27 protein-coding genes are annotated in these 24,808 nt (G+C 71.3%); 12 read left to right on the top strand and 15 right to left on the bottom strand.

Annotation, left to right across the window (positions count from 1 at the left end):
• The first annotated feature begins 39 nt into the window (after positions 1 to 39).
• The gene (locus tag ACIP8Z_RS05880; protein ID WP_402080792.1) at positions 40 to 1,101 is read left to right on the top strand and encodes a polyprenyl synthetase family protein; all 1,062 of its coding nucleotides are present in this window, start codon (positions 40 to 42) and stop codon (positions 1,099 to 1,101) included.
• Between the two features lie 56 nt (positions 1,102 to 1,157).
• On the opposite strand, the gene ACIP8Z_RS05875 is transcribed toward ACIP8Z_RS05880, so the two are convergent.
• From ACIP8Z_RS05875 to ACIP8Z_RS05865, 3 genes are all read right to left on the bottom strand, one after another.
• Complete coding sequence (locus ACIP8Z_RS05875) at positions 1,158 to 1,676, bottom strand: SixA phosphatase family protein (RefSeq protein WP_402080790.1); 519 nt, start codon at positions 1,674 to 1,676, stop codon at positions 1,158 to 1,160.
• 185 nt (positions 1,677 to 1,861) lie between these two features.
• Positions 1,862 to 3,091, bottom strand: coding sequence for a PP2C family protein-serine/threonine phosphatase (locus tag ACIP8Z_RS05870; protein ID WP_402080787.1), 1,230 nt, complete (start codon positions 3,089 to 3,091; stop codon positions 1,862 to 1,864).
• 180 nt (positions 3,092 to 3,271) lie between these two features.
• On the bottom strand, positions 3,272 to 4,174 hold the full coding sequence (locus ACIP8Z_RS05865) for a LysR substrate-binding domain-containing protein (protein ID WP_402079237.1): 903 nt from the start codon (positions 4,172 to 4,174) through the stop codon (positions 3,272 to 3,274).
• A gap of 138 nt (positions 4,175 to 4,312) precedes the next feature.
• Between ACIP8Z_RS05865 and ACIP8Z_RS05860 the strand changes: the two genes are divergently transcribed.
• Positions 4,313 to 5,329: an aldo/keto reductase gene (locus tag ACIP8Z_RS05860; protein WP_402079235.1), complete on the top strand. Its 1,017-nt coding sequence runs from the start codon at positions 4,313 to 4,315 to the stop codon at positions 5,327 to 5,329.
• A gap of 47 nt (positions 5,330 to 5,376) precedes the next feature.
• Positions 5,377 to 5,814, top strand: coding sequence for an SRPBCC family protein (locus ACIP8Z_RS05855; protein ID WP_402079232.1), 438 nt, complete (start codon positions 5,377 to 5,379; stop codon positions 5,812 to 5,814).
• Between the two features lie 121 nt (positions 5,815 to 5,935).
• On the opposite strand, the gene ACIP8Z_RS05850 is transcribed toward ACIP8Z_RS05855, so the two are convergent.
• A complete protein-coding gene (locus ACIP8Z_RS05850; RefSeq protein WP_319317694.1) occupies positions 5,936 to 6,346 on the bottom strand; it encodes a Rid family hydrolase in 411 nt (136 codons plus the stop codon).
• 212 nt (positions 6,347 to 6,558) lie between these two features.
• On the opposite strand from ACIP8Z_RS05850, the gene ACIP8Z_RS05845 reads away from it, so the two are divergent.
• Positions 6,559 to 6,786: a hypothetical protein gene (locus ACIP8Z_RS05845; protein WP_402079229.1), complete on the top strand. Its 228-nt coding sequence runs from the start codon at positions 6,559 to 6,561 to the stop codon at positions 6,784 to 6,786.
• A gap of 246 nt (positions 6,787 to 7,032) precedes the next feature.
• Here ACIP8Z_RS05845 and ACIP8Z_RS05840 read toward each other — a convergent pair whose 3' ends face one another.
• Positions 7,033 to 8,178 carry an alkene reductase gene (locus tag ACIP8Z_RS05840; protein WP_402079227.1) on the bottom strand — a complete coding sequence of 382 codons (1,146 nt, stop codon included), beginning with the start codon at positions 8,176 to 8,178 and terminating at the stop codon, positions 7,033 to 7,035.
• A 66-nt stretch (positions 8,179 to 8,244) separates the two neighbouring features.
• Here ACIP8Z_RS05840 and ACIP8Z_RS05835 point away from each other — a divergent pair, with 66 nt between their 5' ends.
• Entirely contained in the window at positions 8,245 to 8,646 is a 402-nt protein-coding gene (locus ACIP8Z_RS05835; protein ID WP_402080785.1) for a MerR family transcriptional regulator, read from the top strand.
• 131 nt (positions 8,647 to 8,777) lie between these two features.
• Here the strand turns inward: ACIP8Z_RS05835 and ACIP8Z_RS05830 are convergent, their stop codons facing one another.
• On the bottom strand, positions 8,778 to 9,341 hold the full coding sequence (locus ACIP8Z_RS05830) for a hypothetical protein (RefSeq protein ID WP_402079224.1): 564 nt from the start codon (positions 9,339 to 9,341) through the stop codon (positions 8,778 to 8,780).
• Positions 9,342 to 9,723: 382 nt separating this feature from the next.
• Here ACIP8Z_RS05830 and ACIP8Z_RS05825 point away from each other — a divergent pair, with 382 nt between their 5' ends.
• Positions 9,724 to 10,641 (top strand): TIGR03619 family F420-dependent LLM class oxidoreductase, encoded by a 918-nt coding sequence (locus ACIP8Z_RS05825; protein WP_402079221.1) that lies wholly within the window; start codon positions 9,724 to 9,726, stop codon positions 10,639 to 10,641.
• 289 nt (positions 10,642 to 10,930) lie between these two features.
• Here the strand turns inward: ACIP8Z_RS05825 and ACIP8Z_RS05820 are convergent, their stop codons facing one another.
• Complete coding sequence (locus tag ACIP8Z_RS05820; protein WP_402079219.1) at positions 10,931 to 11,473, bottom strand: epimerase; 543 nt, start codon at positions 11,471 to 11,473, stop codon at positions 10,931 to 10,933.
• 366 nt (positions 11,474 to 11,839) lie between these two features.
• On the opposite strand from ACIP8Z_RS05820, the gene ACIP8Z_RS05815 reads away from it, so the two are divergent.
• Positions 11,840 to 12,322: a DedA family protein gene (locus ACIP8Z_RS05815; protein ID WP_402079216.1), complete on the top strand. Its 483-nt coding sequence runs from the start codon at positions 11,840 to 11,842 to the stop codon at positions 12,320 to 12,322.
• A gap of 246 nt (positions 12,323 to 12,568) precedes the next feature.
• On the opposite strand, the gene ACIP8Z_RS05810 is transcribed toward ACIP8Z_RS05815, so the two are convergent.
• Positions 12,569 to 12,925 (bottom strand): DUF805 domain-containing protein, encoded by a 357-nt coding sequence (locus tag ACIP8Z_RS05810; protein WP_402079213.1) that lies wholly within the window; start codon positions 12,923 to 12,925, stop codon positions 12,569 to 12,571.
• 814 nt (positions 12,926 to 13,739) lie between these two features.
• Positions 13,740 to 14,120, bottom strand: a complete 381-nt coding sequence (locus ACIP8Z_RS05805; RefSeq protein ID WP_402079211.1) for an FKBP-type peptidyl-prolyl cis-trans isomerase — start codon at positions 14,118 to 14,120, stop codon at positions 13,740 to 13,742.
• A 688-nt stretch (positions 14,121 to 14,808) separates the two neighbouring features.
• Here ACIP8Z_RS05805 and ACIP8Z_RS05800 point away from each other — a divergent pair.
• Entirely contained in the window at positions 14,809 to 15,186 is a 378-nt protein-coding gene (locus ACIP8Z_RS05800; protein ID WP_402079209.1) for a nuclear transport factor 2 family protein, read from the top strand.
• A gap of 138 nt (positions 15,187 to 15,324) precedes the next feature.
• Here the strand turns inward: ACIP8Z_RS05800 and ACIP8Z_RS05795 are convergent, their stop codons facing one another.
• Together ACIP8Z_RS05795 and ACIP8Z_RS05790 are read right to left on the bottom strand one after the other, a co-directional pair.
• Entirely contained in the window at positions 15,325 to 15,894 is a 570-nt protein-coding gene (locus ACIP8Z_RS05795; RefSeq protein ID WP_402079206.1) for a HutD family protein, read from the bottom strand.
• Positions 15,895 to 16,216: 322 nt separating this feature from the next.
• Complete coding sequence (locus tag ACIP8Z_RS05790; protein WP_402079204.1) at positions 16,217 to 16,555, bottom strand: thioredoxin family protein; 339 nt, start codon at positions 16,553 to 16,555, stop codon at positions 16,217 to 16,219.
• Positions 16,556 to 16,764: 209 nt separating this feature from the next.
• On the opposite strand from ACIP8Z_RS05790, the gene ACIP8Z_RS05785 reads away from it, so the two are divergent.
• From ACIP8Z_RS05785 to ACIP8Z_RS05770, 4 genes are all read left to right on the top strand, one after another.
• Positions 16,765 to 17,589, top strand: coding sequence for a hypothetical protein (locus tag ACIP8Z_RS05785; RefSeq protein WP_402079202.1), 825 nt, complete (start codon positions 16,765 to 16,767; stop codon positions 17,587 to 17,589).
• The gene (locus ACIP8Z_RS05780; protein WP_402079200.1) at positions 17,511 to 18,650 is read left to right on the top strand and encodes a nucleotidyl transferase AbiEii/AbiGii toxin family protein; all 1,140 of its coding nucleotides are present in this window, start codon (positions 17,511 to 17,513) and stop codon (positions 18,648 to 18,650) included. Before ACIP8Z_RS05785 ends, ACIP8Z_RS05780 begins: the two co-directional genes overlap by 79 nt.
• Positions 18,647 to 19,018 carry a fic family toxin-antitoxin system, toxin component gene (locus ACIP8Z_RS05775; protein ID WP_402079198.1) on the top strand — a complete coding sequence of 124 codons (372 nt, stop codon included), beginning with the start codon at positions 18,647 to 18,649 and terminating at the stop codon, positions 19,016 to 19,018. Before ACIP8Z_RS05780 ends, ACIP8Z_RS05775 begins: the two co-directional genes overlap by 4 nt.
• A gap of 181 nt (positions 19,019 to 19,199) precedes the next feature.
• A complete protein-coding gene (locus tag ACIP8Z_RS05770; protein WP_402079195.1) occupies positions 19,200 to 19,442 on the top strand; it encodes a DUF6332 family protein in 243 nt (80 codons plus the stop codon).
• 197 nt (positions 19,443 to 19,639) lie between these two features.
• On the opposite strand, the gene ACIP8Z_RS05765 is transcribed toward ACIP8Z_RS05770, so the two are convergent.
• The 4 genes from ACIP8Z_RS05765 to ACIP8Z_RS05750 form a co-directional block, all read right to left on the bottom strand.
• Complete coding sequence (locus ACIP8Z_RS05765; RefSeq protein ID WP_402079192.1) at positions 19,640 to 20,449, bottom strand: polysaccharide deacetylase family protein; 810 nt, start codon at positions 20,447 to 20,449, stop codon at positions 19,640 to 19,642.
• A gap of 126 nt (positions 20,450 to 20,575) precedes the next feature.
• Positions 20,576 to 21,445: a pyridoxamine 5'-phosphate oxidase family protein gene (locus ACIP8Z_RS05760; protein ID WP_402079189.1), complete on the bottom strand. Its 870-nt coding sequence runs from the start codon at positions 21,443 to 21,445 to the stop codon at positions 20,576 to 20,578.
• On the bottom strand, positions 21,442 to 22,536 hold the full coding sequence (locus ACIP8Z_RS05755) for a globin domain-containing protein (protein ID WP_402079187.1): 1,095 nt from the start codon (positions 22,534 to 22,536) through the stop codon (positions 21,442 to 21,444). The genes ACIP8Z_RS05760 and ACIP8Z_RS05755 overlap by 4 nt, the downstream gene beginning before the upstream one ends.
• Positions 22,537 to 23,909: 1,373 nt before the next feature.
• Positions 23,910 to 24,641: an ATP-grasp domain-containing protein gene (locus tag ACIP8Z_RS05750; RefSeq protein ID WP_402079184.1), complete on the bottom strand. Its 732-nt coding sequence runs from the start codon at positions 24,639 to 24,641 to the stop codon at positions 23,910 to 23,912.
• Positions 24,642 to 24,808: the final 167 nt, after the last annotated feature.

The following is a 24,808-nucleotide window of genomic DNA, read 5'->3' as shown; positions in this document are numbered from 1 at the left end:
CCGGTCTGCACCCGCACCGGCGCGCCGGGCGCCACGGCCGTGACCGTGACGAGCGCCTCCCGTGGTCACGAGGCCCCGGCGACCGCGGTCCTGGACCGGTGCCGCGACCGGGTTCGGCCCGCGCTGGTGGAGGCGGTGGGCCGACTGCACCCCTGGACCGGTGAGATGGCGGCGTACGCGCTGGGCTGGGCCGATACGGCCGGAACCCGGGACCCCGGCGGATCCGAGGGCAAGGGGGTGCGGCAGGCGCTCGCCCTGCTCGGGGCCGAGGCGGTCGGCGCGGACGGCGCCGACGCGATCCCGGGCGCCGTCGCCGTCGAACTCGTGCACACCTTCTCCCTGCTCCACGACGACATCATGGACGCCGACGCGCTGCGCAGGCAGCGCCCGGCGGTGTGGAAGTCCTACGGGACCGGCCCGGCCGTCCTGGCCGGCGACGCGCTCCTCGCCCAGGCCGTGACGAGCCTGGCCGAGGCCCCCGGCCCCCGCACGGCGGCCGCGGTGCGGCACCTCTGCGGGACCCTGACGACGCTGGTGTCCGGCCAGGCGGAGGACCTGCGCTTCGAGGACCGCCCGTGGTCCGGACCCGGAGCGGTCGAGCCGGAACAGTACCGGTCCATGGCCGAACACAAGACGGGCGCCCTGCTGGGCTGCGCGCTCGCACTCGGCGCGATCCTCGGCGGCGCCCCCGACGGGACCGTGAGCACGCTCGACCGAGCCGGACGCCATCTCGGCCTCGCGTTCCAGGCGGTGGACGACATCCTCGGTATCTGGGGCGACCCGGGAACGACCGGGAAACCCGTCCACGCCGACCTCCGGCAGCGCAAGAAGACGTACCCGGTCCTCATCGCGCTGGCCGGCGGAGGCGAGGCCGCACGCGAACTCGAGGCGCTGCTCGCGTCCGGCCGGCGGATCGACGGCGACACCGCCGGACACGTCGCGGCGCTCGTGGAGCGGGCCGGCGGGCGGACCGGGACCCGCGAGGAAGCACGCCGGCACTTGGACGCCGCCCGCCACGCGTTGCGACAGGCGCCGCTGAAGCACGCGGCGGCGCAGGAACTGGACGTACTGTTCGCCCACTTGCTCGACCGCACCTGGTGACGTGACGGCGAGGACCCGGACGTGACGGTCACCGACGCGCGGGTGCGGGCCCCCGCTCAGGAGGAGCCGCGGACCCCGCGAGGAATCGCGAGCTCCGTCAGGAGCGCCTCACCCGGGCGCAGGCCGGTCCAGGTGCCGTACCAGGTCAGGACGGCGACCGCGGACGTCGGGAACTTGGTCCGTACACGGTCCAGGAGGTCCTCGTCCGCGCCCGCCGCACCGGCCGCGAGCAGGAGGATCAGGTCCTCCAGGCCCGGGTTGTGCCCGACCAGGAGCAAGGTCGCGACCTCGTCGGGCACGCCGTGGAGCACATCGAGCAGTTCCGGGCCGTCCGCCCCGTACAGCCGCGGGTCGTGACGGGTCGGCACCGCGCGGTCCAGCTCCGCGGCCGCCGATTCCCAGGTGTCGCGGGCGCGCAGGGCCGGGGAGCACAGGACCAGATCGGGCGGCCCACCGGCCCCGGCCAGGAAACGCCCGACGGCTGGGGCGTCACGCAGCCCGCGCGGACCGAGGGGGCGGTCCTGGTCGGCAACCCCCTCCGGCCAGGCGCTCTTGGCGTGTCGCAGCACCAACAGCCGGCGAGGCCGGCCGTCGGCGGAACGGCCGTCGGCGGAACGGCCGTCGGCGGAGGGGTCGTGCTCAGGGGACTCGGTGGAGGGCTGCACGACCTTGAGCGTACGGGGTGGGTCGTCGAACGGCCATGGACGCTACGGGGAGGCTCGTACACGCCAGGGATCGCCGGTTCGGCCGCGCGCCCGGTTCAGAGGCGGATGACGACGAGCGCCGTGTCATCGGTATTGCCGTTGGTGTTCAGGAGGTCCGCGAGGAGGGCGTCGGCCAGGACCTCGGGGTTGTCTCGCCCACGCCGCCGCAGGGATTCGGCGAGGCGTGCGAGGCCGACGTCGATGTCCTCCGTGCGGCGCTCGATCAGGCCGTCGGTGTACATCACCAGCGTCGCGCCCTCGCTGAAGGCGGCGGTCGCCTGGGGGCGGGAGACGTGTTCCGGGCGGGCGCCGAGCGGCGGGTCGGTCGCCTGGTCGAGGAAGACCACGTCGCCGCCCGGGGTGAGCAGAGCGGGCGGCGGATGGCCGGCGCTGCTGTAGGTGAGGGTGAGCGTGCTCCAGTCGATGAAGGTCGTCGCCACCGTGGACGACTCGGCGCCCTCGACGGAGCGGGCGTAGAGCCCGAGGACTTCGAGCGCAGTGGCCGGGCCGTCGGCGACGAGCGTGGCCGCGCTCAGTGCGCTGCGCAGTTGTCCCATGACACAGGCGGCTGTGAGGCCGTGGCCCACCACGTCCCCCACGGCCACCGCCATACGGTCCCCGGGGAGGCCGACCAGGTCGTACCAGTCGCCGCACACGTTCAGGCCGCCGACCGCGGGGCGATAGCGGACGGCCGCCCGATGGTGTCCGACGGGGCCGGGGGAGGGGAGCATCGCCGCCTGGAGGGCCATGGCCACCCTGCGCTCGCGGGCGTGCGCCTTGCGCAGGCGCTCATTGACCTCCTGCAGTTCCCGGGAGCGCGTGTAGAGCTCGGCCTCCAGGCTGGCCGCCTTGGTGGTGCCTCCCAGGCCGCCACGGGCACGGACGAGCTGAGTGACCTCCTCCACCCGGTGCACGATCAGCACCACCTGCCCGTCGGAGCCGAGCACGGGCGCGTTGACCGGGCTCCAGAAATGCTCATGCCAGTGGCCGGGCCGCCGGGAATCCTCGATGTCGTACCGGAGCAGCGCCATGGTGTCGCGCTCGCCGGTGGCGACCACGCGCAGCATCGACGCCTCGGTCTCCCGCCTGCCGGCGGCGGCCGGGTCGCCGGGGTTCTCGGGAAAGGCGTCGAAGATGTAGCGGCCGACGAGTTCTTCGCGGGAACGCCCGGCGAGACGTGCGAAGTCCTCGTTGACGTCGACGTACACCAGGTCGGGCGTGAGCAGCGCGACCATGCCGGGCAGGGCCTGGAACACGGCTGCGTAGTCGACCCGCTGTTCGTTCATTCCGCTGCCCGTCCCGACGTCGACCACCATCGTGTGCCCTTCCACGATAGGAGGGAACGCGCCACGGTGGCCGAAGTGCGGTGCTCCGCAGCCTCGGGACCGTCACCCGGTCGGACCCGTGGCGTACGGCAAGGCGGTGGCCCGGAGCCGGGTGATCGACGCCACCGCGACGGACCGCACCTACTCAGGTCGCGGCCCTCCCACCAGGACCGTCTCGCGGAAGGACGCCACCACAGGCCGGAGATCGACCCGGTGCCACGCCGCCCACAGCTGCACCGATCCGTCGTACCAGGGAAGTTCCCGCACGACGATTCCCCCGGTCGAGCCGCGCACCATGCTCCGCTGGACGAGTGCGAGGCCGAGACCGGAGGCGACCAGGCCCAGCGCGGTGAGGGCGTCGGCGGCGTCGAGGCGGATGTCCGGAGTGAAGCCGGACGCGGTGCACGAGGCGACGAACGCGTCACGCCATCCGGGGGCGTGCGAGTCGCCCACCGCGATCCACGGCTGACCGTCCAGGTCGTCGGGCGTGACGTCCTCCCGGCCGGCGAGGGGATGGTCTTCGGGCAGCGTGAGCAACAGCGGGTCCCGCAGCAGGGGCGCGGCGTCCAGATCCGGGTCGTCCTCGGGAGGGGGCGTGCGTACGAGTGCGATGTCGAGGCTCCGCTGGCGCAGCCCCTCGAACTGGTCGCCCGACTCCTGGTCGTACAGCGCCACGTGGATCCCCGGGCGTTCCTCGCGCAGGGTTCGCAGGGCCGTGGGCAGGACGCCCGTGTGCATGGCGTCGGCGACGTACCCGATGCACAGCCCGCCCTCCTCGCCCCGGCCGAGCCGTCGGCCCAGGTTCTCCAGCCGGTCCGCGTGCCGCAGCAGAGCGCGGGCCTCGGTCAGGAACACGTGGCCGTCGGAGGTCAGCCGGATGCGCTGCTGGCTGCGCTCGAAGAGGGCGAGGCCGAGGTTCTTCTCCAGCTGGGCGATCTGCCGACTGAGCGGCGACTGGGAGATGTGGAGCCGCTCGGCGGCCCGCCCGACGTGTTCCGTCTCGGCGACGGTCACGAAATAGCGGAGTTGTCGCAGGTCAAGCATGTGGGACCTCAAAGGACTGAAGTGAGCCCGAGTAAGTCTTGGACAGTCTCATGTGTGGATTCTAATCTCGGAAGCACAAGGTCGACGGATCGCCCATTCATTTGCAATCCGTTGCATTACGAGACAAAAGGATCTTTCATGACCATCTCGTCCCTCCTCCCCGGCGCCCTCGGCTTCGGCACCGCCCCCCTCGGCAACATGTTCCGCGCCATCCCCGACGACGAGGCCGCGGCCACCGTCGAAGCCGCCTGGACCCAGGGCATCCGCTACTTCGACACCGCCCCCTTCTACGGCGCGGGCCTCTCCGAGATCCGCCTGGGCGACGTCCTCGCCCAGCACCCCCGTGACGAGTTCGTCCTCAGCACCAAGGTCGGCCGCCTCGTCCTCGACGACATCGAGGACCCGGCCGCCCGCGACCTGGGCGAGAAGGGCGGCCTCTTCGAGCACGGACGCCCCAACAAGATGGTCAACGACTACAGCGCCGAAGCCACGCTGCGTTCCATCGAGGACAGCCTGAAGCGTCTCAGGACCGACCGCCTCGACATCGTGTGGGTCCACGACGTGGCACAGGACTTCTACGGGGACGAGTGGCTGGCCGCGTACGAGACCGCCCGCACCGGCGCCTTCCGCGTCCTCCAGCGGCTCCGCGACGAGGGCGTCATCAAGGCCTGGGGCCTGGGAGTCAACCGCGTCGAGCCCCTGGAGCTCACCCTCGACCTCGACGAGCCGAAGCCCGACGCGTTCCTCCTCGCCGGCCGCTACACCCTGCTCGACCACGACCGCGCCCTGCAGCGCCTGCTCCCCGCCGCCGCGGAACAGGGAGTCGACATCGTCGTCGGCGGCCCCTACAGCTCGGGGATCCTCGCCGGGGGCACACACTTCGAGTACCAGAAGGCACCCGCGGCCGTCATCGACAAGGTCGAGCGGATCAAGGCCGTCGCCGGGCGCCACGACGTCGGCATCAAGGCCGCCGCCCTGCAGTTCTCCCTCGCCCACCCGGCCACCGTCGCCGCCATCCCGGGCGCCACGAAGCCCAGCCGCATCGCGGAGGACGTCGCCGCGCTGGAGGAGACGATCCCCTCCGCGTTCTGGAACGAGCTCCGCGCCGAGGGGCTCGTCGCGGGGGAGGCCCCCGCGCCGGCACCCACCGCCTGACAGACCTTTCTCTCTCTTCCCCCTCCGCACGAATCCAAGGAGAACCCGTGGCCACCACGACCGCGACCATCGACCTCCCCGCGTCCCCGGACAGCGTCTGGCAGCTCATCGGCGGCTTCGACTCACTCCCGGAATGGCTGCCCTACATCCCCACCAGCCGCCTGGGGGAGGGCGGCCGCGTCCGCACCCTCACCAACGAGGACGGCGGCGTGATCGTCGAACGCCTCGAGTCCTTCGACGACAAGGCCCGCAGCTACAGCTACTCCATCCTCCAGGCCCCGTTCCCCGTCACCGGCTACCTCTCCACGCTCAGCGTCCACGCGGGACCGGACGATGCCACGGCCCGGGTGGAGTGGACCGGCACCTTCACGCCGGACGGCGTCGGCGACGACGAGGCCATCGCCCTCTTCCACGGCATCTACCGGGACGGCCTGGCCGCGCTGCACGGGACGGTCACCTCACGCCTCGCCCAGCGGAGCTCGTGACGCCCCACGCCCCAAGAGCCCACGACCGCAGGACCCATGCCCCAAGGGCCCGTGACCCCCGGCCTCCGACAACGAAGCCTTGCCGCATGCCCGGCCGGCCGTCGCACGGCGTCAGCCGGTCTCACTGATCGAGTACGGCGGCGACGGCCTCGATCTCGACGAGCTGGTCCTTGTAGCCGAGCACGGTGACGCCCATCAAGGTGCTGGGGACGTCGTGGTCGCCGAAGGCGTCCCGGACGACCTCCCAGGCAGCCACCAGATCCTCCTGACGGGCCGACGCGACGAGGACCCGGGTACTGATGACGTCCTGGAGGGACGCGCCGGCGGCGGCGAGAGCGACCCGCATGTTCTCGACCGCTTTCGACGCCTGGCCCGCGTAGTCCCCGACCGCCGCCGTCGAGCCGTCGTCGTTCAGGGGACACGCCCCGGCGAGGAAGATCAGGCGGGAGTCGGCGGGGGCCGTCGCGGCATAGGCGTACTCGGCGACGTCGGACAGTGCAGCGGAGCGGATGAGAGTGATGGCACGAGCCACGGTCGGCGGGTCCTTTCCCAGCGGGTGTCGAACCCGGACATCCTGTCAACGGCACGGCGCCGTCGCCTCTCCTTTTTTTGGCCTCAAGTCAGCCGACGTGCACCGCATCGAGGTGCCACGGGGGGAGGGACAGGCGACTGCATCCTTTGGTCCAGTGCCTTCTCGGCCCTGCGGAGGACGATCTTGCGGCACCGCCGCGAGAGGCTCGATCCGTGCGAACAACCATCGGATACACCCTCGAAAGCATCGGCTACGTCGTAGGAGCCCAGGGGCTTGTCAGCTTCGCCTCGCAGACCTTCTTCGGCACGGAGTGGGGCTGGATACACAAGATCGTCGACCTCCCGTCCGCCGCTTACCTCGGCATCCTCCTCGTGGGGCTGGCACTCATCGCCGGCGGCGTGAGGACACGCAAGGCGGCCCGACGCCAGGAGGTCGCCTGACCGGCGGACCGACGAGCGGCGTGGCGGTCAGCGGGCAGCGAGGAGCGGGTACCGGGGAACGGGGGGGGGGGGGGGGGGGGGGGGGGGGCGGGGGGGGGGGGGGGGGGGGGGGGGGGGGGGGGGCCGGGGGGGGGGGGGGGGGGGGGGGGGGGGGGGGGGGGGGGGGGGGGGGGGGGGGGTCGAGCCCCCCCCCCCCCCCCCCCCCCCCCCCCCCCCCCCCCCCCCCCCCCCCCCCCCCCCCCCCCACTACAGGTGATCCGTGTGGGCAGGGGGCGAGGCGATGGTCGCCGTGATGCGCGGGAGGTACGGGTAGTCGGTGTAGCCGCTCTCGCCGCCCGTGTACATCAGACCTTCCTCGCGGACGGGGTTGAGGGGCGCGCCGGTCCGCAGCCGCTCGACGAGGTCGGGGTTGGCCAGGAAGGGGCGGCCCAGCGAGATGAGGTCGGCTCCGGCGGCGAGGAGACGTTCGGCGGCGTGGCGGCCGCCGTCGGCGGGCAGCGGCCCGCCCCAGCCGAGAACCGGGTTGGCGATGAGGGTCCGTGGCCAGGCCTTGCGGATGTCCTGGAAGAGCGACTGGTCCGGGTCGGCGAACACGATGTGCAGGTAGGCGGGACCGATGTCGTCGAGGGCGGCGACGAGGCAGGGGTAGATGTCCTCGGTGTCTCCTTCCTCGATGCCGTTGACGGTCAGGCCGGGTGCGATCCGCACGCCCACCCGGTCGGGCCCGATCGCGTCGACGACGGCCTGGACCACCTCGACGACGAAGCGGATGCGGTGGGCGACCGATCCGCCGTAGGCATCGGTGCGGTGGTGGGTGCCCTTGGCGAGGAACTGGTGCAGCAGATAGCCGTTGGCGGCGTGCACCTCGACACCGGCGAAGCCCGCGTCGACGGCCTTGCGGGCCGCGGCGGCGAAGTCGGCCACGGTGGAGCGGATCTCCTCGACGGTCATCTCCCGCGGGACGACGGCGGTTCGGCGGCCCCTCGCCGTGTGGATCGGCTCGGGCAGGGGGATCGGCGAGGGTGCGACGGGCGTGAGCCCGCTGTTGTCGGGGTGGCCGACCCGGCCGCCGTGCTGGAGCTGGAGGAACATCCGCCCACCGGCGGCGTGCACGGCGTCGGTGACCCGCCGCCACCCGGCCACGTGGGCGTCGGTGTGGATGGCGGTGATGTTCGGATAGGTCTGGCCGACGGCGTTCGGCGTGGAGGCCTCGGCGATGATCAGGCCGGCGGAGGCACGCTGGGAGTAGTAGGTGGCCATGAGGGGGAGCGGGACGCCGTCGGCCGCGGCGCGGTTACGGGTCATCGGCGCCATGACCAGGCGGTTGGAGAGCTCCAGCGGGCCGAGGCGGGCGGAGTCGAAGAGGCGGGATTCAACCGGTGCGTTCGTCATGCCCGTACGGTAGAAGTTGACACTGGTGTCAGGGGCAAGGCCGTGACCGGCGGACAGGGGTGGGGAATGCGGATCGGCGAACTCGCCCGGCGCAGCGGGGTCAGCGACAGGTCGCTGCGCTACTACGAGGCACAGGGCCTCCTGGCGTCCGAGCGAACGCCCGGAGGACAGCGCGACTTCGGCGAATGGGCCGTCGACCGCGTCATCCGTATCCAGGCGCTGTACGCGGCGGGGCTCACCAGCAAGAAGATCGCGCGGCTGCTGCCCTGCATGCGGGACACGGACGGCGCACCGAGCGAGATCGCGACACCGAGGCTGGTCGAGGATCTGCGGGCGGAACGCGACCGCATCGACCGGACCATCGCGGACCTGATCCGCTCCCGCGATGTTCTCGACGAGGTCATCTCCAGCGCTTCCTCGTCCTTCTCGTCCACCCCCCACGCGGAGGCATCGAACGCCGCAGTGTGAAGCGTGCACCGTCGCCGCAGTCAGCCGCAGTCAGCCGCAGTCAGCCGCATCGCCGTCACAGCCGGCACAGCCGTCACAGCCGGCACTGCTGTCACCGCCGAGGGCACCCGGCCCCGGACTCCGACGACTGCTCAAGGGCGTAGCCCGACGTGTTTGAGAGCGACCGCGCTGAGGTCGTCGATGGCTTCCCGGTCCCCCTGACGCCAGGCGTCGGCCCATCCGCCCGGCGGTGCCGGCAACTTGGCGAGTGCGCCCGGCGGACCGGTGAGGGCACGCAAGGCGAGCAGGTCGGCGCCTCCGGGAGCCTCGGCGAGGCGGCGCAGGGTGCTGCTGCGCCGGATCCAGAGGAGGCGCGGCGGGAGCCACAGCAGCAGGACGAAGAACACCGGAATGACGATGAGGGCCGTCGTGATCACGTTGGCGACCTGGCCGACGGTCTCCTGGAGCGACACTCCCGCGTCGGCGAATCCGGAGCCGGCGTCGGCCGCGGCCTGGAGCGGTCTCTTCAGGACGCCGCCGACGAGGGGTACGTCCGACGCCGCGTCTCCCGCATTGCCGAGCCCCTCGGCGAGGCGGTCACCGGAACTCTCCACCCTGCGCCCCGGTTCGGCCAGCAGCATGATGGTGTCGCGGACGACGAGGGCCGCCCACACCGCGACGGCGATCAGGGCCAGGGCGCTCAGGTCCACGAGCACCTGGAGGCTCCGACGTGCGGGTGTCTGGGCGTACAAGCGCAATGGATGACTCCCGTTCGAGTCGTGCGTCGAAGAGGTCCGGCCGCCCGGGCCGCGACACGGCCGGCCGGTCGTCGGTTTCAACTCTTCCACGGCGCCTCACGGACAAACATGCGACACGAGGCAGGGTGACGCGCCGCCGGGAAGCCGGCCCGGTATCTCCGGCGGCACCAGGGGTACCAGGCCGGCGAGGGCCAGCCAGGGCTACCAGGGCCGGTCAGGTCACCCAGGGCACGGCCGCGCGTCGACCAGCGCATTCACGAGCCGTTGATCGAATGTCGATCCTTGTTCGGCACGGTGATCCGGGAACGGACCGCAGCAATTCCTCGAACAGGTGACAGACATGCTCAAGATTGGCCTGGGATCCCCCCAGTACGGATTGTTCACCGACCCCGCCGTGATCTCGGAGTTCGCGGCCACGGTCGAAGCGATCGGCTTCGACAGCCTGTGGGTGGGCGACCGGGCCCTCGTCCCGACCGAGCCCCGTGACAGGTATCCCGGCGGCGGCCCCGTACCGAAGGAGCACCGCACCTTCCTCGACCCCCTCGTCACGCTGTCCTTCCTGGCGCACGCCACCCGCCGGCTGCGCCTCGGGACCAGCACGCTGAACGCGCCCTTCTACTCGCCGCTCCTGCTGGCCCGTTCGCTGACGTCCCTGGACATCCTCAGCGAGGGGCGGCTCGACATCGGCTTCGGGCTCGGCTGGTCGTCCGACGAGTACGAGGCCATCGGCGTGCCGTGGCGCGGGCGAGGGGCACGGCTGGAGGAGATCCTGGACGTCCTCGACCATGTCTGGTCCGGTTCGTCGGCCGAGCACAACGGGGCTGTGTGGCGTATCCCGAGTGCGCACATCGGTACGTTCCCCGTGCAGCGTCCCCGCCCGCCGGTGCTCCTGGGCGGATTCACCCCGGCCACGCTGGAACGTATCGGCCGTCGCGCGGACGGCTGGGCGGGAGCGGCGATGCCGCTGCCGCAACTGGCCCACGTCATCGGCCGGATCAGGCAGATCGCGGAGGCGAACGGACGTGACCCCGAGGCACTCCGCACCGTCATCCGGGTGAACCCCACAGTGACGTCCGAGTCAGCCCCGAGCGACGCGGTTCCGCACCGGGGGACGGTCGTGCAGGTGTCGGACCATCTGCTCGCCGCCCACGAGGCCGGGGCGGACGAGGTGCTCGTCGACCTCCAGCAGACCGCGCGGAACGCGGAGGAGCTGACGGACCTCGCACATCGCTTTCACGAGCGACTGAGCAAGGGCTAAGACGTGTGCGACGCGCGCGTAGGACGTGTCCTACGCGCGCTCTTCGCCCGGCTGACGGAGCCGAACAGGGCCCGCTCCGCGGGACGGTGCGCGGGCCGTGAGGGACGTGGTTCTCAGAGCCGGGAGGGGCGGGTGTCGGTCCAGTCGACCATCAGGAGACGCTCGGCGAACAGCCAGGTGCCGTCGTGTCTGACCATGGTGTGGAGGTGGCCGATCGAGGCGACCATCAGCGTGCGCGACCCGTCATCGGCCCCGGAGACGTGATGCGGTCCCTCGTTCCTCGGCTCGGTCAGGCAGCGAGCCGGTTGATCTGGGTGGTCCGCAGGACGTGGGGGTCGGCGCCGTGGAGGCGGGTGGTGGCGAGCATCGCGCGGCCCACCTGTTCGGTGCTGGTCACGTAGCGAGGGGCCACGCGGCGGATGACCGGGTAGAGCCATGAGGTGAGGCGGACATCACGCGGTACCAGCGCGTGCTCGACGTCTCGCCGTGGATGGGCTGGATCCATCGGCGGCCGGAAGGAGTAGGGGTGCATGTCCATGGCCAGGAGGGCGTTCTCCGTGCGGCCCTTCACACGGGCCCAGGCCGAGCGACCCTGTTCGGTGCTGTCGGTGCCTTCCCCGGAGACGTACACGAACGTCAGGTCCGGGTTGCCGGCGGCGACCACATGGGCGGCCGCGAGCGTGTAGGTGGAGGTGATGGGCTCGTAATCGGCGGCGTCGCGCCCGGCCGCGGAGACGCCCAGGCAGGAGAAACACGCGTCGGCGCCGGTCAGCTCGTCTGCGATCGGGGTGTTGCTGGTCGACGACTGGATCGAGCCCAGGACCAGGGCCATGCACGCGGCTGATCGGATCCCGGCAGTGAGACCGACACCGTGGCCGTACCGGCATGGGCCTACGCTGTGGGGGAGCGGACAGGATGCTCTGCCCGCGCCGGTCGTTCCGCGGGTGGTCCGGTGCCCTGTATCCGCCGTTTACGCATTAGGTTAGGCTGCCCTTGTCTGGCGTGTGAACCCGGGCGTGCGGGTTCGGGTACGGGTTCCGTTGCCGCAGGTGGGACCCAGAGGACGGATCGGACAGAGGCGGGGCGCAGGTGAGAAACGGTGACCGGGCTTGGGCGCGTCGTGCGCCCGGCGAAGCGGGACGCCGCCCCACGCGAGTGACACGGGGCGCGGGTTCCGGCCCGACCGGGACGAGGCGTCGTGGATAAGATCGCGCTCACGGCCGGTGCCCTCTACGTCATCGTCCTGCTTCGTGCCGGGGGGACGTTCGCCGTCGGGTGGCTCGCCGGCGCCGGTGCGCGGCGCAGCAGATTCGCCGGACGGATCTCTTCGGCGAAGTTCGGGCGTGCCGAGCGGGCGATCCAGCGGTGGGGCGCGCCGGTGGTCGCCGTCTCCTTCCTGACCGTTGGCTTCCAGACCGCCGCCAACTTCCTCGCGGGCAGCATGCGCATGCCGTTGCCGCGCTACCTCCCCGCCCTGTTCGTGGGCGGAGCGGCCTGGGCACTGGTCTACGCGACCGCGGGGCTCGGTGCGCTCGAAGTGCTGGGAAGGCTCTTCGCCGAGCGGACGGCCCTCGGGGTGTCCGCCGTGGCGGTCCTTCTCCTCGCGGTGTGCGGGGTGGTGGTGTACCGCAGGAGAAGGGCGGTCCCGTCCTCCGCTGACATCGTGGCCGACGAGTCGTGAGCGCCGCACTCGCCCGTTGGCGGCGGGCGACAACGCGATGAGCAGGTCGGGGGCCGGCCGCGATCCCGGCCAGGAGGTTCAGGGGGAGCGTGCCGCCCGCGAGGGCACAAAGGGACGAGCCGCGGGCCTGACGGCTGTCCTTCCGCCAGTCGGAACGGCGGACCCGGTGCGCGGCGTCCGTGTGCCTGCACGCGCGAAACCCCTGGAAGGCGACCTTCCAGGGGTTTCGACTCAGGAACGCGACCGTCAGTAGGCCCCGGCCGGCTTCGGGCTCGGGCCGTAGGCGTTTTGATGCTGCTCACCTTCGCCGGCGAGGAAGACGATCAAGATGATGCCGCCGACCAGCGGTATCAGGGCGAGGAGGACGTACCAGCCGGAGCGCCCGGTGTCGTGCAGGCGGCGGACGGTCACGCCCAGGTGCGGCAGGAGGACGGCGAGGAAGTAGATCGGGTAGAGCAGCGGGAAGGTGCCGATGGCGAGGTCGACCGTCGCGACGACGATCACCGCGACGATGTTGAGCAGGAAGAACATCCAGTGTTCCTTGCGGCGCGCGCGTCCACTGAACACCACGTACTTCTTGAGAACTTCGAGGTACCAGTTCACTTTTCCCCCAGTGTCGATGACTGTGACTATGACCAGGTGATGGCGAGCGGCAGCCCGCCCCCGTGGAGCGAGCGAGCTGCGAGGTCGCGATCTCGGTGGCGAAAGCCGCGGTGCTCGGCTGTCGCCCGCGTTCCACGGCGAGGCACCCCCGCAGGCGCGGCGGAGCGCTGCGCAGTGTACGTAGGCCTCGAACACCCGAGCGCAGTAACAAGCCAGGTGAGGAAGGCAGTTGACGGTCCCTGGGGTTGAGTGAGACGCGCTTCGCCCGGAGGTAGTAGTGGTTGTCTGTCGACAGATCGATCCGATGGGCGGCAACCGCAGGACCGCGTGGTCGATACGTACAGCCTGGTGGAGACCGAGGGCCTCCCGGCCGAAGTGGCTGCGCCCCCGACACCTCGCACGTCCTCGACCTTCTCTACCGGGCCCTGACCGCGGCACCACAACCCGCAGCCCCCACGGAACTGGGCGGGCGGCACCGGGAACTCGGCGAGGGGCGCCGCATCCCAGCTTGAACAACGGCAGGAATTCGACGATGCCTTGGCCGCGGTTGCCGCTGGCAGGGGCAGGGCGGCGCCTTCACCGGCGAACGCCACCTCCGGCTCGGCCGCGTCAAACGCTCGATCGCCGCGGGCCGGCGCACACGGTTCAGCCCGGCAAGGCCGGCGTAGGCCCGCCCGTACGGCGCACGGGGAACGGGCTGCTGCTGTCGGCGACGAGGCGGTACACCTACGGGTGCCGACGGCGGTGATCTCCCCCTGAACGCCCGTGCGCGGATGGGCCCAGCAGGCGCCGCCCGGTGCGCGCCAGGTGTGTCTCAGGCCGTGACTGTGAGGAGGTCGACGACGAAGACGAGTGTGGAGCCGGCCGGGATGAGCGGTGAGGGGGACTGGTTGCCGTAGCCGAGGCGTGGGGGAATGATGATCTCGCGTCGTCCGCCGGCTTTCATCCCCCTGATCCCTCGGTCCCAGCCCTTGATGACTCTGCCGCCGCCCACGGCGAACTTGAAGGGCTGGCCGCGGTCCCAGGAGGCGTCGAACTCCTTTCCGGACGCGAAGGTGACTCCGACGTAGTGAACCTGGACGACGTTGCCGGGCTTAGCCTCGTTCCCGTCCCCGATGATGAGGTCCCGGATCGTCAGCTCAGTGGGAGGGTCACCCTCGGGAAGGTCGATCTCGGGCTTCGTCGGTTCACTCATCGCGTCCCCATCACTCTCCACCGGAGGCCCGAGTACGGACCGGCCGGGCCGCATGGTCGCTCCACGCGGTGGCTGGTCAGGTTACCGAGAATGCTGATCTCGCGGAGCACGGCGAATCCCACCGCAAGGCCCTGAGCAGGCAATCCCGCGCGGTGGCCAGGATTGGCCCACCCGCTCGCGCGGGAGCCGGGCAGGCGCGGCTACCCGCGAAATCAGCCAGCAGGTTCGAAGACCATGCGCGGGCACATGGCGGTCAGATCCCTGCGACGATCAGCACTCCAGCGCCGGCAGTGGTGAAGGAGCCTCCGAACACTCTGCTGGTCACACCGCCTGGCCATGTCCGATAGGCATACGACATGGCCTGGAACCGGTCGGCGGGGGAGGGGTACGCCTTGTTCGCAAGCTAGATGGATCTTGATGCTGACCCCTCCTCGGGGCCGGCCCAGGCCGTCGTCGGGCTCGATCGATGCGGGCTCCGCCCGGCGGTCCTTCTGGGCCTGTCCGTCACGGCGTGCCTGCGTCGTGCTGAGGGGCCCGGCAGATCGTTGAGGCGACGTTGACCTCCCCCGCGATCAGGCTTGCCTCGTCCGCCCGGGCCTGCTGGTGCTGTGACCGGGATGGTTCACCGTGATCGGAGGAATGCTCACGGGACGAGCGCGTTCCGCGACGCGACTGGTATTACTGGTGCATGCAGGAAGAGACCGCGCGGTCCGCGATCGACACGTTCATCTCCGCGTTCAACGCCTCGGACGACAGCCATGTGACTGTGTTGCTCTCCCAGGCCCTCACCTCGGACGTGGTCTTCTGGGGACCGTTGGGCCGCAGTGAGGGGATCGAGGCGGTCGAGCGGTTCGTGCTGGACATCCGGCGCCACCCCGCGGGGACCGGCACGATGGTGCGCTGTTCGGCGGTGGACATGCCGGACGAGTGGGCCCGGTACCAGTGGGTCTTCACGACGCCGGATGGAGGCCCCCGCCTGGCGGGAACGGACGTGGTCCATCTGCGGCGGAGCCTCATCGACCAGGTCATCGTCTTCGCGGGGGAGATCGAGCCGTCCGCCACCTGAGTCATTCTCCTCTGGCGCCGTCCTTCTCCTGAACCGGCCCCGTTCGGGGCTCCGGGTCTGCCCAGCCGCGATCATCACCATGCGCCCTGAGGGACAGAGCTTCCTTTCAAGGCGCGCCTCGGACGGGCTGGCCGACTGTCACCTTGTCGGCGTGAGATCCGCCCACAGGGCCACGGCGTCGGGCGAGGCCGGCGCGACCCCTGCCCCCGGCGCCTCGTCGCCTTCGTCCCACCACAGGCCCTGGCCGGATGCCAGGACATGGCCGTCCTGGCCCGTCTGCCAACGGCCGCGCAGGACGTAGAGCACTCCGGCGTGCCCGGACGGCGGCATGACCCGATCGGTGACGGGCTCCACTCGAGCCGTCCAGTGCCCGCGTCGCACCATGATGTTCAGCACCCGGCAGCCGCCACCGGGGAGTTCGGCGGAGAGCGGGAGGTCACCGGAGAACGTGACCGGCTGGCCCTCGTGTGCCGGCAGTCGTTCGAACACCCCGGGACTGGTCAGCAGGACACCGTTGCCGGCCAGCAGAGTGAGTGTCCGGTCGACCCCGCCGAACGCCGAGAACGGTCCGTCCCGGTCGATGTCGGCGACGCTGGCGCGCCACCCGAAATCTTCGGCGCCTGTCGGCCGGGAGGCGATCTCTCTGGTTGTGCCGCCGCCGTTGCGCCACCGGCCGGGCGTCAGCGTCTCGACGTCGAAGTGGCGCATGGGCGGGCTCCTGGGCTGGGTGCGGCAGGGGTACGGATAACTCGGCAGCGGCGATGCCGGGCGGCGGCACTTGTGCCGGAGGGCAACGGCCGAGTTCAGGCGGGCTGACCTGTCGACGGCGTGAGCTGTCGACGCGGGCGTGACCGCCGACGCATTCTACGCGGGGCCCTCCCGGGCCTTCCCGTTTCCGCCGACCGGTGCGCGCCGGTTGTTGTCCGCCCGGCCCGCCGGTGGACCGATCTGGCGGGCACCGGCAAGACCGGCCTTCTGTATCCGGCGAAGGCGCGGCAGACGTCGCTTGCTCTCGGCTAGCTCCCGGGTATCAGAGGTGGCCGTCGAGGAACTCCCGGACCTCGGCGGTGGTCGAGGGCCCCGTGCCGTGCGCCACCGGCTCGCCGTCCTTCAGCAGGACATAGGAGGCGGCTGCGGTGATCCCGTACCGTTCGGTTGCCGCCGGACAGCGTGTGATGTCGGTTCGGACGGCCGTCAGACGGCCCGCGAACTCGTCTGCGATGCCGCCGACGACGAGGTCCATCGCACGACAGGGCTCGATGGCCTTGGGCCATGTCCCGGTGAAGTACGCGAGGACCGGGGCCGCGCTCATTCTGAGGATGAAGTCGAACTCCGCGTCCTCACGGGGCTGGTGAACCCGTTTTGCCATCGAAGCTCCTGACCTCGTGTTCCGTCGTTCCACCCCCATCATCCCCTGCGAGATACGGCGGGCCGGCCAGGACACCAGGCCCCCCACGTTGAGCCCCCGGCCGGACTGCCGCGTCGTTCGTGGCGTCGATTCGCGGCCTGGCCGTCCAGTCCACCACCCGCAGCTCCCCGCCGTGCCCGCCCACTCACCTGTCTGCCAGAACCGCAGCGGTGAATGAGGGGTTCGAGAGGTACGAGGCGGACGACGCCTACGAGACGCATGTGACGGTCCGGTGCCGGACCGTGGGGGAGCGGGCCGGACTCGGCGCGTGGGAGGCGGAGCGGGGTCCGAAGCTCACCACCATCGTGGACAAGCTGATGGAGGCCGGTTTCGAGCCGGTGAGGGTCAAGGCCGAGACGGTCCCGTGGAGCACGGAGCCCGCGGGCCCCGGCGGGGGCCACTACGAGCACCACCTCAAGCTGGCGCTGCCCGCCGCGTGCGACCGGGCCGCGCTGGAGGCCCTCGTCATGCCGCACGGCGCCCACGTCTCGTGGAACGCCCGCCGGGTTCTGCCGGGCCCCGGCGGGCGGCACGAGCGTTTTGTGACCCAACGGCACCCGGGGTCCGCGGACGCGGCGGGACGCGCCTGCGACGCGCTCGTGGCCACGCTGATCGCCGCCGGGCACGAGCTGGTCGCGCAGGAGCGGCAGCTTGTCCTCTCCGACAGCGACCTGTCGTTGGACGACGGCTGGCTGGACGACGGCTGGCTGGGCGATGGCGGGTTGGACGAGAACCAGCTGGGCGAGAGCCGGCTGGGCAAGGGCCGGCTGCAGGAGGCCGTACGAACGAGAACCAGTGGACGCCGTCGCCGGCGGACGGGCCGGGGGCCGACGAGGAGTCCGGTACCAGCGCGGACCTCCGTACCAGCGCGGAGCCCCGCATCACCACGGACGCCCACGCCGCCTACGCGCGCCGTATGGACGACTTCCCACGCACTCGGACCGCCGGCATCGGTGAGGCGGCGGTCCGGCACGTGGTCTTCGACCCCGCCCTGAAGCACTTCGACGAGGCGTACCAGCCCAGTGACGACGTCGTCGAGGACCCGCAGCTACGAGCCCGCTGGCAGGCGGCACGGCGTGCGGCCCTGGAGCTCGTGCTCGCGGCCGTCGCCGGCTCGCCGCGGGCCGACTCCCTCGTGCTGCGTGGCAGCATGCTGATGACCGCCTGGTTCGGCGAGGCCGCCCGCGCCCCGAAGGACGTCGACTTCGCCGTCGTCCCCGAGACCTGGCGGATCGAGGAGCCGCGTACCCGCGCCATGCTCGACGGCATCGCCGAGGCGGCGGAGCGCCTGGCCGAGGAGCGCGGCACGGAGCTGTCGATCTCGGCGGCCGGCGCCGTCTCCGAGCGCATCTGGAAGAGGGGGCCCGGGAACCGACTGGTCCTGCCGTGGACAGCCCCCGGCCTGCCCGGCGGCCAGGTCCAGCTCGACTTCGTCTTCCAGGAACGCCTCCCCACCCCGCGGAGCCCGGCCGAGGTCGCCGGTGTCCGCCTGGCGGCCGCGGACCGGATGGTGTTCCTGGCCCGGAAACTCATGTGGCTGAGCTGCGCCATGTATCCCCAGGCCAAGGACCTGTACGACGCGGCCCTCCTCGCTGAGAGCCGTGCCCTGCCACTCGCCCTCCTGGAGTGGGTGCTGCGTGAGGCGGACGAGTGGCCGGGTGACCCGAACGGGCCGCTGAACCTCGAGATGTTCGCCGATGCCGTCCACGAGGTCGACTGGAAGGGCTTCGACGGCATCGACCCGGACACTCCCGCCGCGCGGCGGAACCTGGTGCTTCCTCTGCCGCATCAGGCGGCCAGCCGCTACCGTGGTCCTCATGGCGCGGGAAATCAGGATCGAGATCAGCGACGAGGCGTACGAGGCGCTGGAGCGTGTCGCAGCCGAGAAGCACGTTCCCGCCGAGGACTACGCGGGCCGGGTACTGGACGCCGACCTGACTCGCGCACGGTTCGTCGAAGGCGCCCGGTCCTTTGTCGCCCAGCACGGCCAGGCCTTCGCGAAGCGCTTCGGCCACCCCGCCGGCGCCGACGCGGCCTGAGACCGGGCTGCGCGTGATTCTCACCGTCGATCTCTCCTGGCTGCTCGAAATCGCTCAGCAGGAGATCCCCGGCGACCCGGAGATCTTCGACTGGGGCTCACTGGAAGCCGCCCGCGCCCGCCACGCCTTCCGCGTCATGGACGTCCCGGTCTACGAGCGACCGCACCACCGCGCGGCCGCGCTGCTGGAACAGCTCGTCCGCGTCCCGGCCCTGGAGCACTCGAACGAGCTGTACGGCGTGGTCGTCGCGGCTGCCTACCTCCACGCCTGCGGGTATCCGGTCGACGTGACGGCGGAGGAGGCGATCGACCTCGTCGAGCGGGTGGCCGAGGGCCGGGCCGATGTCCGGCAGGTTGCCGACGCGCTCAAGGAATGGGTTCGCTGACCCAGCGGCTCGCCTCAGATCCTTGACGAGGCCGGCGTCCATGGCGGTCACCGGCAGGCGCACCTCGCGGCCACCCGGGTCCCCCACCTTCACGGCCCCGTGGAGCAACCGAGCCGACGCAACGTCAGCCAAGCCGGCTCCCCTTTTGGACCCCGGCCGGTCCCAGTGCAATTCTTCAGCCATGACGACCAGACGCCGGAGCCAGGCCGAACGAGACGCGATCACGGTGGAGATCGGCTATGCGCTGCTGAGCGCGTGCTTCCTCGGCGCCGTCGTGTTCGCGACGATCGCGGGACCGGCCGCCGTCTGGGACCTTCCTCCTGCGGTCGAGAAGTTCCTCCTGGTCGCCGGGGCCTCGGTTGCTGGAGTTCTTGCGGTCATCCGTGTCATCCATGTCCTCCGGCGACTCGGACACCACGCCTAGGGCCAGGGGCAGGGCCAGTGAGCTCGGCCCTGAGCGCGGTGGAACCCCCGGGCAACGGCGGTTCCACCGCGCTCGCTCTCTTTCGCAACCTCTCGCCCTGACGCGCCAGGAGTGATCCGCTGCCGGGTCGCCGGGTCGCCGGGTCGCCGGTCGCCGGTGGCCGGTGGCCGGTCACACACCTACGGGGAGGTAGATCCTCAGGGGGCGGTTCGTACGGGGAAGCTGAAGGTGCGGCCCTGTTCCTTCAGCCACGGCAGAACCTGCTTGAGGGCCTCGACGGTCTGACCGCGGTCGCCGCCGCCGTCGTGGAAGAGGATCGTCGGCCCGTTGGACAGCTCGTTCTTGACCGTACTGACGATGGCGCCCGTGCCGGGCTGCTCGAAGTCCTTGGTGTCCACGTTCCACCCCAGCGGCCGCATCCCCGCCTCGGCGGCGATGCGCCGGCTGTCGGGGGTGAACGCACCGCCCGGCGCCCGGTAGTACTCCACCTTCGCACCCCCCGCGGCTTCCTCGATCATCCGCTTAGCGTCGAGGATCTGCTGCTTCTGGTACGCGACGGACTTCTTGTCCATCGTGGTGTCGTGCGACGTCGTGTGGTCGCAGAGGCGGTGCCCGTCCGCCACGACCCTCTTGACCAGGTCGGGGAACTCCTTCGCCCGCGGTCCCACCATGCAGAACACCGCCTTGACGTTGTGCTCCTTGAGGACCTCCAGCACCTGGGGCGTCCACCGCGGGTCGGGCCCGTCGTCGATGGTGATGTTCACGGCCTTCCCGCCCGCCTCGGCGGCATGGGCGATCCCCTGGGGCATCCTCACCTTCGACACCGGAGGCGGGCCCTGTTCCGGCCCCTTCGCCTGCCCCTGGGGCCCGGTCCCTTGTGAGCCCGCCCCCGTGCGGGCGGCGGCCTCGGTGTCCGTCAGCGCGGTGGCCCCCCACGCCGCCAGGCTGATCGCTACCGCCGAAGCCGCCACGGCTATGTGCGCGGTGTACTTGCCCTTCAGCCCCATGTCCTGCCACTCCTTGCCGGTTCTCTACGCTCTCCCGGAGGAGAGGACGGAGAAGACGGCCGGAAGGTTTCAGCCGACCGGTCCCAAGTAGGGAAAGGTGCGTGTGAGGTGCTCAGACGGAAGCGCTCAGACTGAGGCGCTTCTGCTGAACCAGCCGCTGAACGGCGGCGTCCCCGCCGTGGATTCGGCCCCGGCGCCGCCGCTGCCAGTCCCCCCGCCGCCTCCGCCCCCGGTGTCTTCGCCGAGGGCGTACCGCTCGGCCTTCGCCAGTACCCTCTCCGCCTCCGCCCGCCAGGTCGCCGCATCCGCGTCCGGACGGGGCGGCGGCAGGAACGGGCCGCGCTCCGGTGCTTCGGAGGCCGCTCCGAAGAAGTCACCCCCCTTGCGCTTGAAGTCGTCCGTTCCCCACGGGCGGCCGTGGCCGCGCGCGGGGACCTTCTGGAAGTGGGGGATGTGCTTGGCGCAGTGGATGTACGCCTCTTCGACGGTGATCACCACCCACACCAGGGCCCGTCTGCCGGGCACTTGGTCGGCCGGGAGCCAGGGGTGGGCGCGGCGCATCTCGTCGTCGGCCACGCTCCTGGCACGGCCGTTGACATGGAGCCCGATGCGGTCCCGGAGGAAGTCGACCATGAGGATGCCGACCTGCGGGTTCTCCTCGATGTTGCCCAGGCTGGCGTGGACGCCGTTGCCCCGGTACTCGGGGTAGGCGAGCGTCGCGTCGTCCAGGACGTGGAGGAAGCCGGGCGGGCCGGCCCGGAAGGTGTTGTCGCACGCGCCGTGCCGGTCGGCCGTGGCCAGGAAGAACATCTCCTGCCGGTTCACGAACTCGCGCATCCGGGGGTTCAGCCGGTCGAGGACCTGGTCGGCGTAGAAACGGTCCGCGCGCTCCGTGGTGCCCATGCGCTGCTGGACCAGGTGTTCACCGTCACTGCCCGGGCGGGTGGTACGCAGGGTCGTCGTCCCCTGCTGCCCGGCGTGTTCGAAAGTACTCACGTCGTTGCCCCGACCAGTTCCTCGATGGAGTCGTGCCGTATGCGGTGGGTGGGTATGCCGATGCCCACGAGGGTGTCGACGCTGCGCCGGATCATGCCGGGCGGGCCGGACAGGTACGCGTCGTGGGTGTGCCACGGGCCGAACTCGCGTACGGCCTCCGGGATACCCCCGGACAGCAGGCCGACAGGACCGTCGTCGACGACAGGGCGCACCGAGAGCCAGGGGTGCGACTGCTGCAGCCGCAGCATCGTGTCGATGTCGTAGAGGCCGTGGTTCCGGCGAGCGCCGTAGAACACGTCGACTGAGCGGCGCCGACCGTGCTGGGCGACGTCCTCCACCAGGGCCTTGATGGGCGCGATGCCGGTGCCGCCGCCGAGGCACAGCAGCCCGTTGTCGCTGGTGTGGTCCACGGTCATGGAACCGGTGGGAGGGCCGAGCCGGATGACGTCTCCCGGGCGGGCGCGGTGGACGAGGGCGTTGGAGACCCAGCCCGCCGGTACGGCTTTGACGTGGAAGGAGAGGAGTCCGTCGGGACGGGGCGCGGAGGCGAAGGAGTAGTGCCGCCAGACCCTCGGCCACCAGGGGGTCTCCACGGCCGTGTACTGCCCGGCGAGGAAGGGGTACGGCCCGTCGGGCCGGACCGTGACGATCGCGATGTCCTTCGTACGCATGACATGGGCGACCACCTCCGCCTGCCACCAGGCCGGCGCACGGAGTTCGTCCTCGGTCGCCGCGTCGATCATGATCTGGGAGATCGTGGTGTAGGCACCCACCCACGCGGCCTCGGTCCGTGGCCCCCAGGTCTCCGGGGCATGGCGGGCGAGAGCGCCGATCAGGGCTTCGCCGACGGCCGGATAGTGCTCGGGGAGGGTGCCGTACTTGCGGTGCCCGCGGCCGAGGTGGGTCAGATACGTGGTCAGGGTGACGGGGTCGTCCGCGTGGGTCGCGGCGGTGAGCAGGGCCTTGAACAGCCGGTCGCGCTGGGCGTCCATCGCGGCGGGGAAGAGGTCTCGCAGACCGGGGTGGCCGAGGAAGAGCAGCGCGTAGAAGTACGAGGTGACCCGGTCGGCGATCGGCTCGATCTCGGCCAAGGTACGGCGCAACAGCTCGGTGGCGGACGGGACCGCTTCCGCTGCTGCCGGTGCCGGTGCCGGTGCCGGTGTCCGCGCCGGGGCCGGTGCCGGGGCTGGTTGGGGTGCCGCCGGGCGCGCGGATTCCGGGGCCGGCCGGCCGGTCTCCGGTTGCCCGGGCGGCTGGGGTCCGTGCGCTCCCGTCGGACCTCGCCCGAACCAGCCCCCGTCCTGACCGCCGGCTGCGGCGGCGGCGCGGGGGCCGTAGCCGTCGGCCGACGGGGTGGTCGGAGCTTCCATCGGTCTGCCTCGCCTCGAACGTCTTTGGTCGGTCTTCGCCCGTGGGGTCTGCATGTGCCCCGCTTTTCGTCGCCCACGCCGTTCGACGAATACTCGGACAGGTGAGCGGGCCCGACCATACCCCGCCCTTCGGAATTCCGGGGGTTTGCGCGACCGCCCCCTCAAGGAGGGCATTTTGGCTGTTCAGAGGCTGGTTACTATTGAGTTGGAAGGGGTCGAAAGTGTTTCCGGTGCGGCGTGGGAGAGGAATTCGCCAACCGAAAACTCACGCGGTGACCCGAACTTCTCCACATCTGCGCCGACGGGACCAACGGGGGCTCGGCGGCGCAGGGCGGCGGCTCGGTACGAGGGACACCCCGAGCAGGCCGCGGCCGGCGCCGGCCGAATCGTCCGCGATACCCCGCCGGAGCAGAAGCGTTCGCGTCGTCGGCGATCGCGAGTACGCGAGCAGGAGCCACCGGAACGCCTTGCCGCGTTCGCCGAGGAGGCGAGAGAGTCGCTCTTCCCCTGCTGGCGCTCGAACATGGTGAGTGTGAAGAGGACCGCGGGCATGGGCGTGGGGCGTAGCCAGGCACGGCGGATGCTCTCCGGTCCGCCCGGGGCGATGTCTCGCGCCTGGACCGAGGCTGTGGACGATCGCGCTATTCCCCAGGTCCTGGCTTGAGGGCTAGGCCGCGCTGGGCAGTCCCAGGGCGACCATGAGGGCGGAGGCGAGCTCTTCCGCGAACAGGGCCGACCTGCTGAGCGCCTGTCGGATGGCTTCCTCGTCAGGCGTCAGTCCGGATGCGGCGACGGGGTTCTGGAAGAGGGGATACCAGTCGCTGGGTGTCCGGTTGCTGGTGTTTCGAGGAGACGGCGAAATCGAGGTGGCTGACACCCGCTCGGCGCGCGCTTCGGGCCCCCTTGACGGACGATGAGACCAGAGCCCGCCCGGGAAGCCGTCGCACGTTGCACCGGGCGGGCGCATTCGCGCACCGGGAAGTCCTGACCCGTACGCTCGTGAGCGGCATGCGTCCTCGCCGAGGCGGGCAGCGGCTTCGGCGACGCTTTTCGTACGGGTCGCCGTGGGGCGGGATCCCACGAGTTCGGAGGGTTCAGTGCCGTACGAACGCTAGATCCGCCGGTTTCACCCGCTCGCGCGGCCCCGCCGCCTGCAGCACCACGTCCAGCACTCGCGCCGGGTCAGCGGCGTACGCGTGGGAGAACCAGGCCATGTTGGCTTCCACCACGGCCCATCGGTGGCCAGGGCGGTATGCGTCGAGCAACTGTCCGACGTCCACGACGACGGCGCTCGGCAGGGAGGGCCCGGCCGCAGCGACCAGACGGTCGACGAATTCGGCGATCTCCGCGGCGATGGGCCCGTGCGTGTCGAGCGGGAGCGGGTCGAGCCGGCCGAAGACCGCGTATCGGCTGCCCGCGGCGATCTGTCCGTCGAGCAGGAACAGCCGGTACTCGGCGGCGAAGGTCACCACCTCGGAGAGCAGCACCGACGTCGCCGGGTCCAGATCGGCGGGCAGCCGGGAACCGTCGGCGTAGACGTCCGCCGGGAAGGACTTGTCCCGCGGCGGCTTGACGAACGTCGGCCGGTCGATCGCCCATGCGTCCAGGACGGTTGCCGCCCGGACCTCCCGCCCGGTGAATTCCTCCGGCAGTTCGGCAAGCCAGTCATCCGCCGGTTCGAGCAACGCGAACCCCAGCCGTCCGGCCAACCGTGCACCTGCTGCCGGCCCCCCGTACCAGTACGCCGGTCCCACCGCCGCGGAAGCCTGCTCCGCGGCCAGGACCAGCATTCCCCGCCCCGCCGCCTCAACAGCCAACAGCTCCATCGTCGACGTCCGCCGCCCAGGCATGACAAGCACCGCAACCTCCCTCGCGACCTTCACGACGTGCAGAGCCGCCAGGCTAGACCTCCCCTGTCCCGGCTGCCTTCGGTTAACGGAGGCGGGACTGAGGGGCATGCCGCGAGGACACCATCAGGCCCGTCCAAACAGTC

The organism is Streptomyces sp. NPDC088553 (assembly GCF_044752965.1).
Taxonomy (GTDB): domain Bacteria; phylum Actinomycetota; class Actinomycetes; order Streptomycetales; family Streptomycetaceae; genus Streptomyces.
This window is presented reverse-complemented; position numbering and strand designations above follow the sequence as displayed.

Excerpts from the sequence above, each read along its gene's own strand:
- ACIP8Z_RS05870 (WP_402080787.1), bottom strand. The coding sequence starts at position 3,091 with ATGAACGAACAGCGGGTCGACTACGCAGCCGTGTTCCAGGCCCTGCCC.
- ACIP8Z_RS05865 (WP_402079237.1), bottom strand. The coding sequence starts at position 4,174 with ATGCTTGACCTGCGACAACTCCGCTATTTCGTGACCGTCGCCGAGACG.
- ACIP8Z_RS05860 (WP_402079235.1), top strand. The coding sequence starts at position 4,313 with ATGACCATCTCGTCCCTCCTCCCCGGCGCCCTCGGCTTCGGCACCGCC.
- ACIP8Z_RS05840 (WP_402079227.1), bottom strand. The coding sequence starts at position 8,178 with ATGACGAACGCACCGGTTGAATCCCGCCTCTTCGACTCCGCCCGCCTC.
- ACIP8Z_RS05835 (WP_402080785.1), top strand. The coding sequence starts at position 8,245 with ATGCGGATCGGCGAACTCGCCCGGCGCAGCGGGGTCAGCGACAGGTCG.
- ACIP8Z_RS05825 (WP_402079221.1), top strand. The coding sequence starts at position 9,724 with ATGCTCAAGATTGGCCTGGGATCCCCCCAGTACGGATTGTTCACCGAC.
- ACIP8Z_RS05820 (WP_402079219.1), bottom strand. The coding sequence starts at position 11,473 with ATGGCCCTGGTCCTGGGCTCGATCCAGTCGTCGACCAGCAACACCCCG.
- ACIP8Z_RS05805 (WP_402079211.1), bottom strand. The coding sequence starts at position 14,120 with ATGAGTGAACCGACGAAGCCCGAGATCGACCTTCCCGAGGGTGACCCT.
- ACIP8Z_RS05800 (WP_402079209.1), top strand. The coding sequence starts at position 14,809 with ATGCAGGAAGAGACCGCGCGGTCCGCGATCGACACGTTCATCTCCGCG.
- ACIP8Z_RS05795 (WP_402079206.1), bottom strand. The coding sequence starts at position 15,894 with ATGCGCCACTTCGACGTCGAGACGCTGACGCCCGGCCGGTGGCGCAAC.
- ACIP8Z_RS05790 (WP_402079204.1), bottom strand. The coding sequence starts at position 16,555 with ATGGCAAAACGGGTTCACCAGCCCCGTGAGGACGCGGAGTTCGACTTC.
- ACIP8Z_RS05780 (WP_402079200.1), top strand. The coding sequence starts at position 17,511 with ATGGACGACTTCCCACGCACTCGGACCGCCGGCATCGGTGAGGCGGCG.
- ACIP8Z_RS05770 (WP_402079195.1), top strand. The coding sequence starts at position 19,200 with ATGACGACCAGACGCCGGAGCCAGGCCGAACGAGACGCGATCACGGTG.
- ACIP8Z_RS05765 (WP_402079192.1), bottom strand. The coding sequence starts at position 20,449 with ATGGGGCTGAAGGGCAAGTACACCGCGCACATAGCCGTGGCGGCTTCG.
- ACIP8Z_RS05750 (WP_402079184.1), bottom strand. The coding sequence starts at position 24,641 with ATGGAGCTGTTGGCTGTTGAGGCGGCGGGGCGGGGAATGCTGGTCCTG.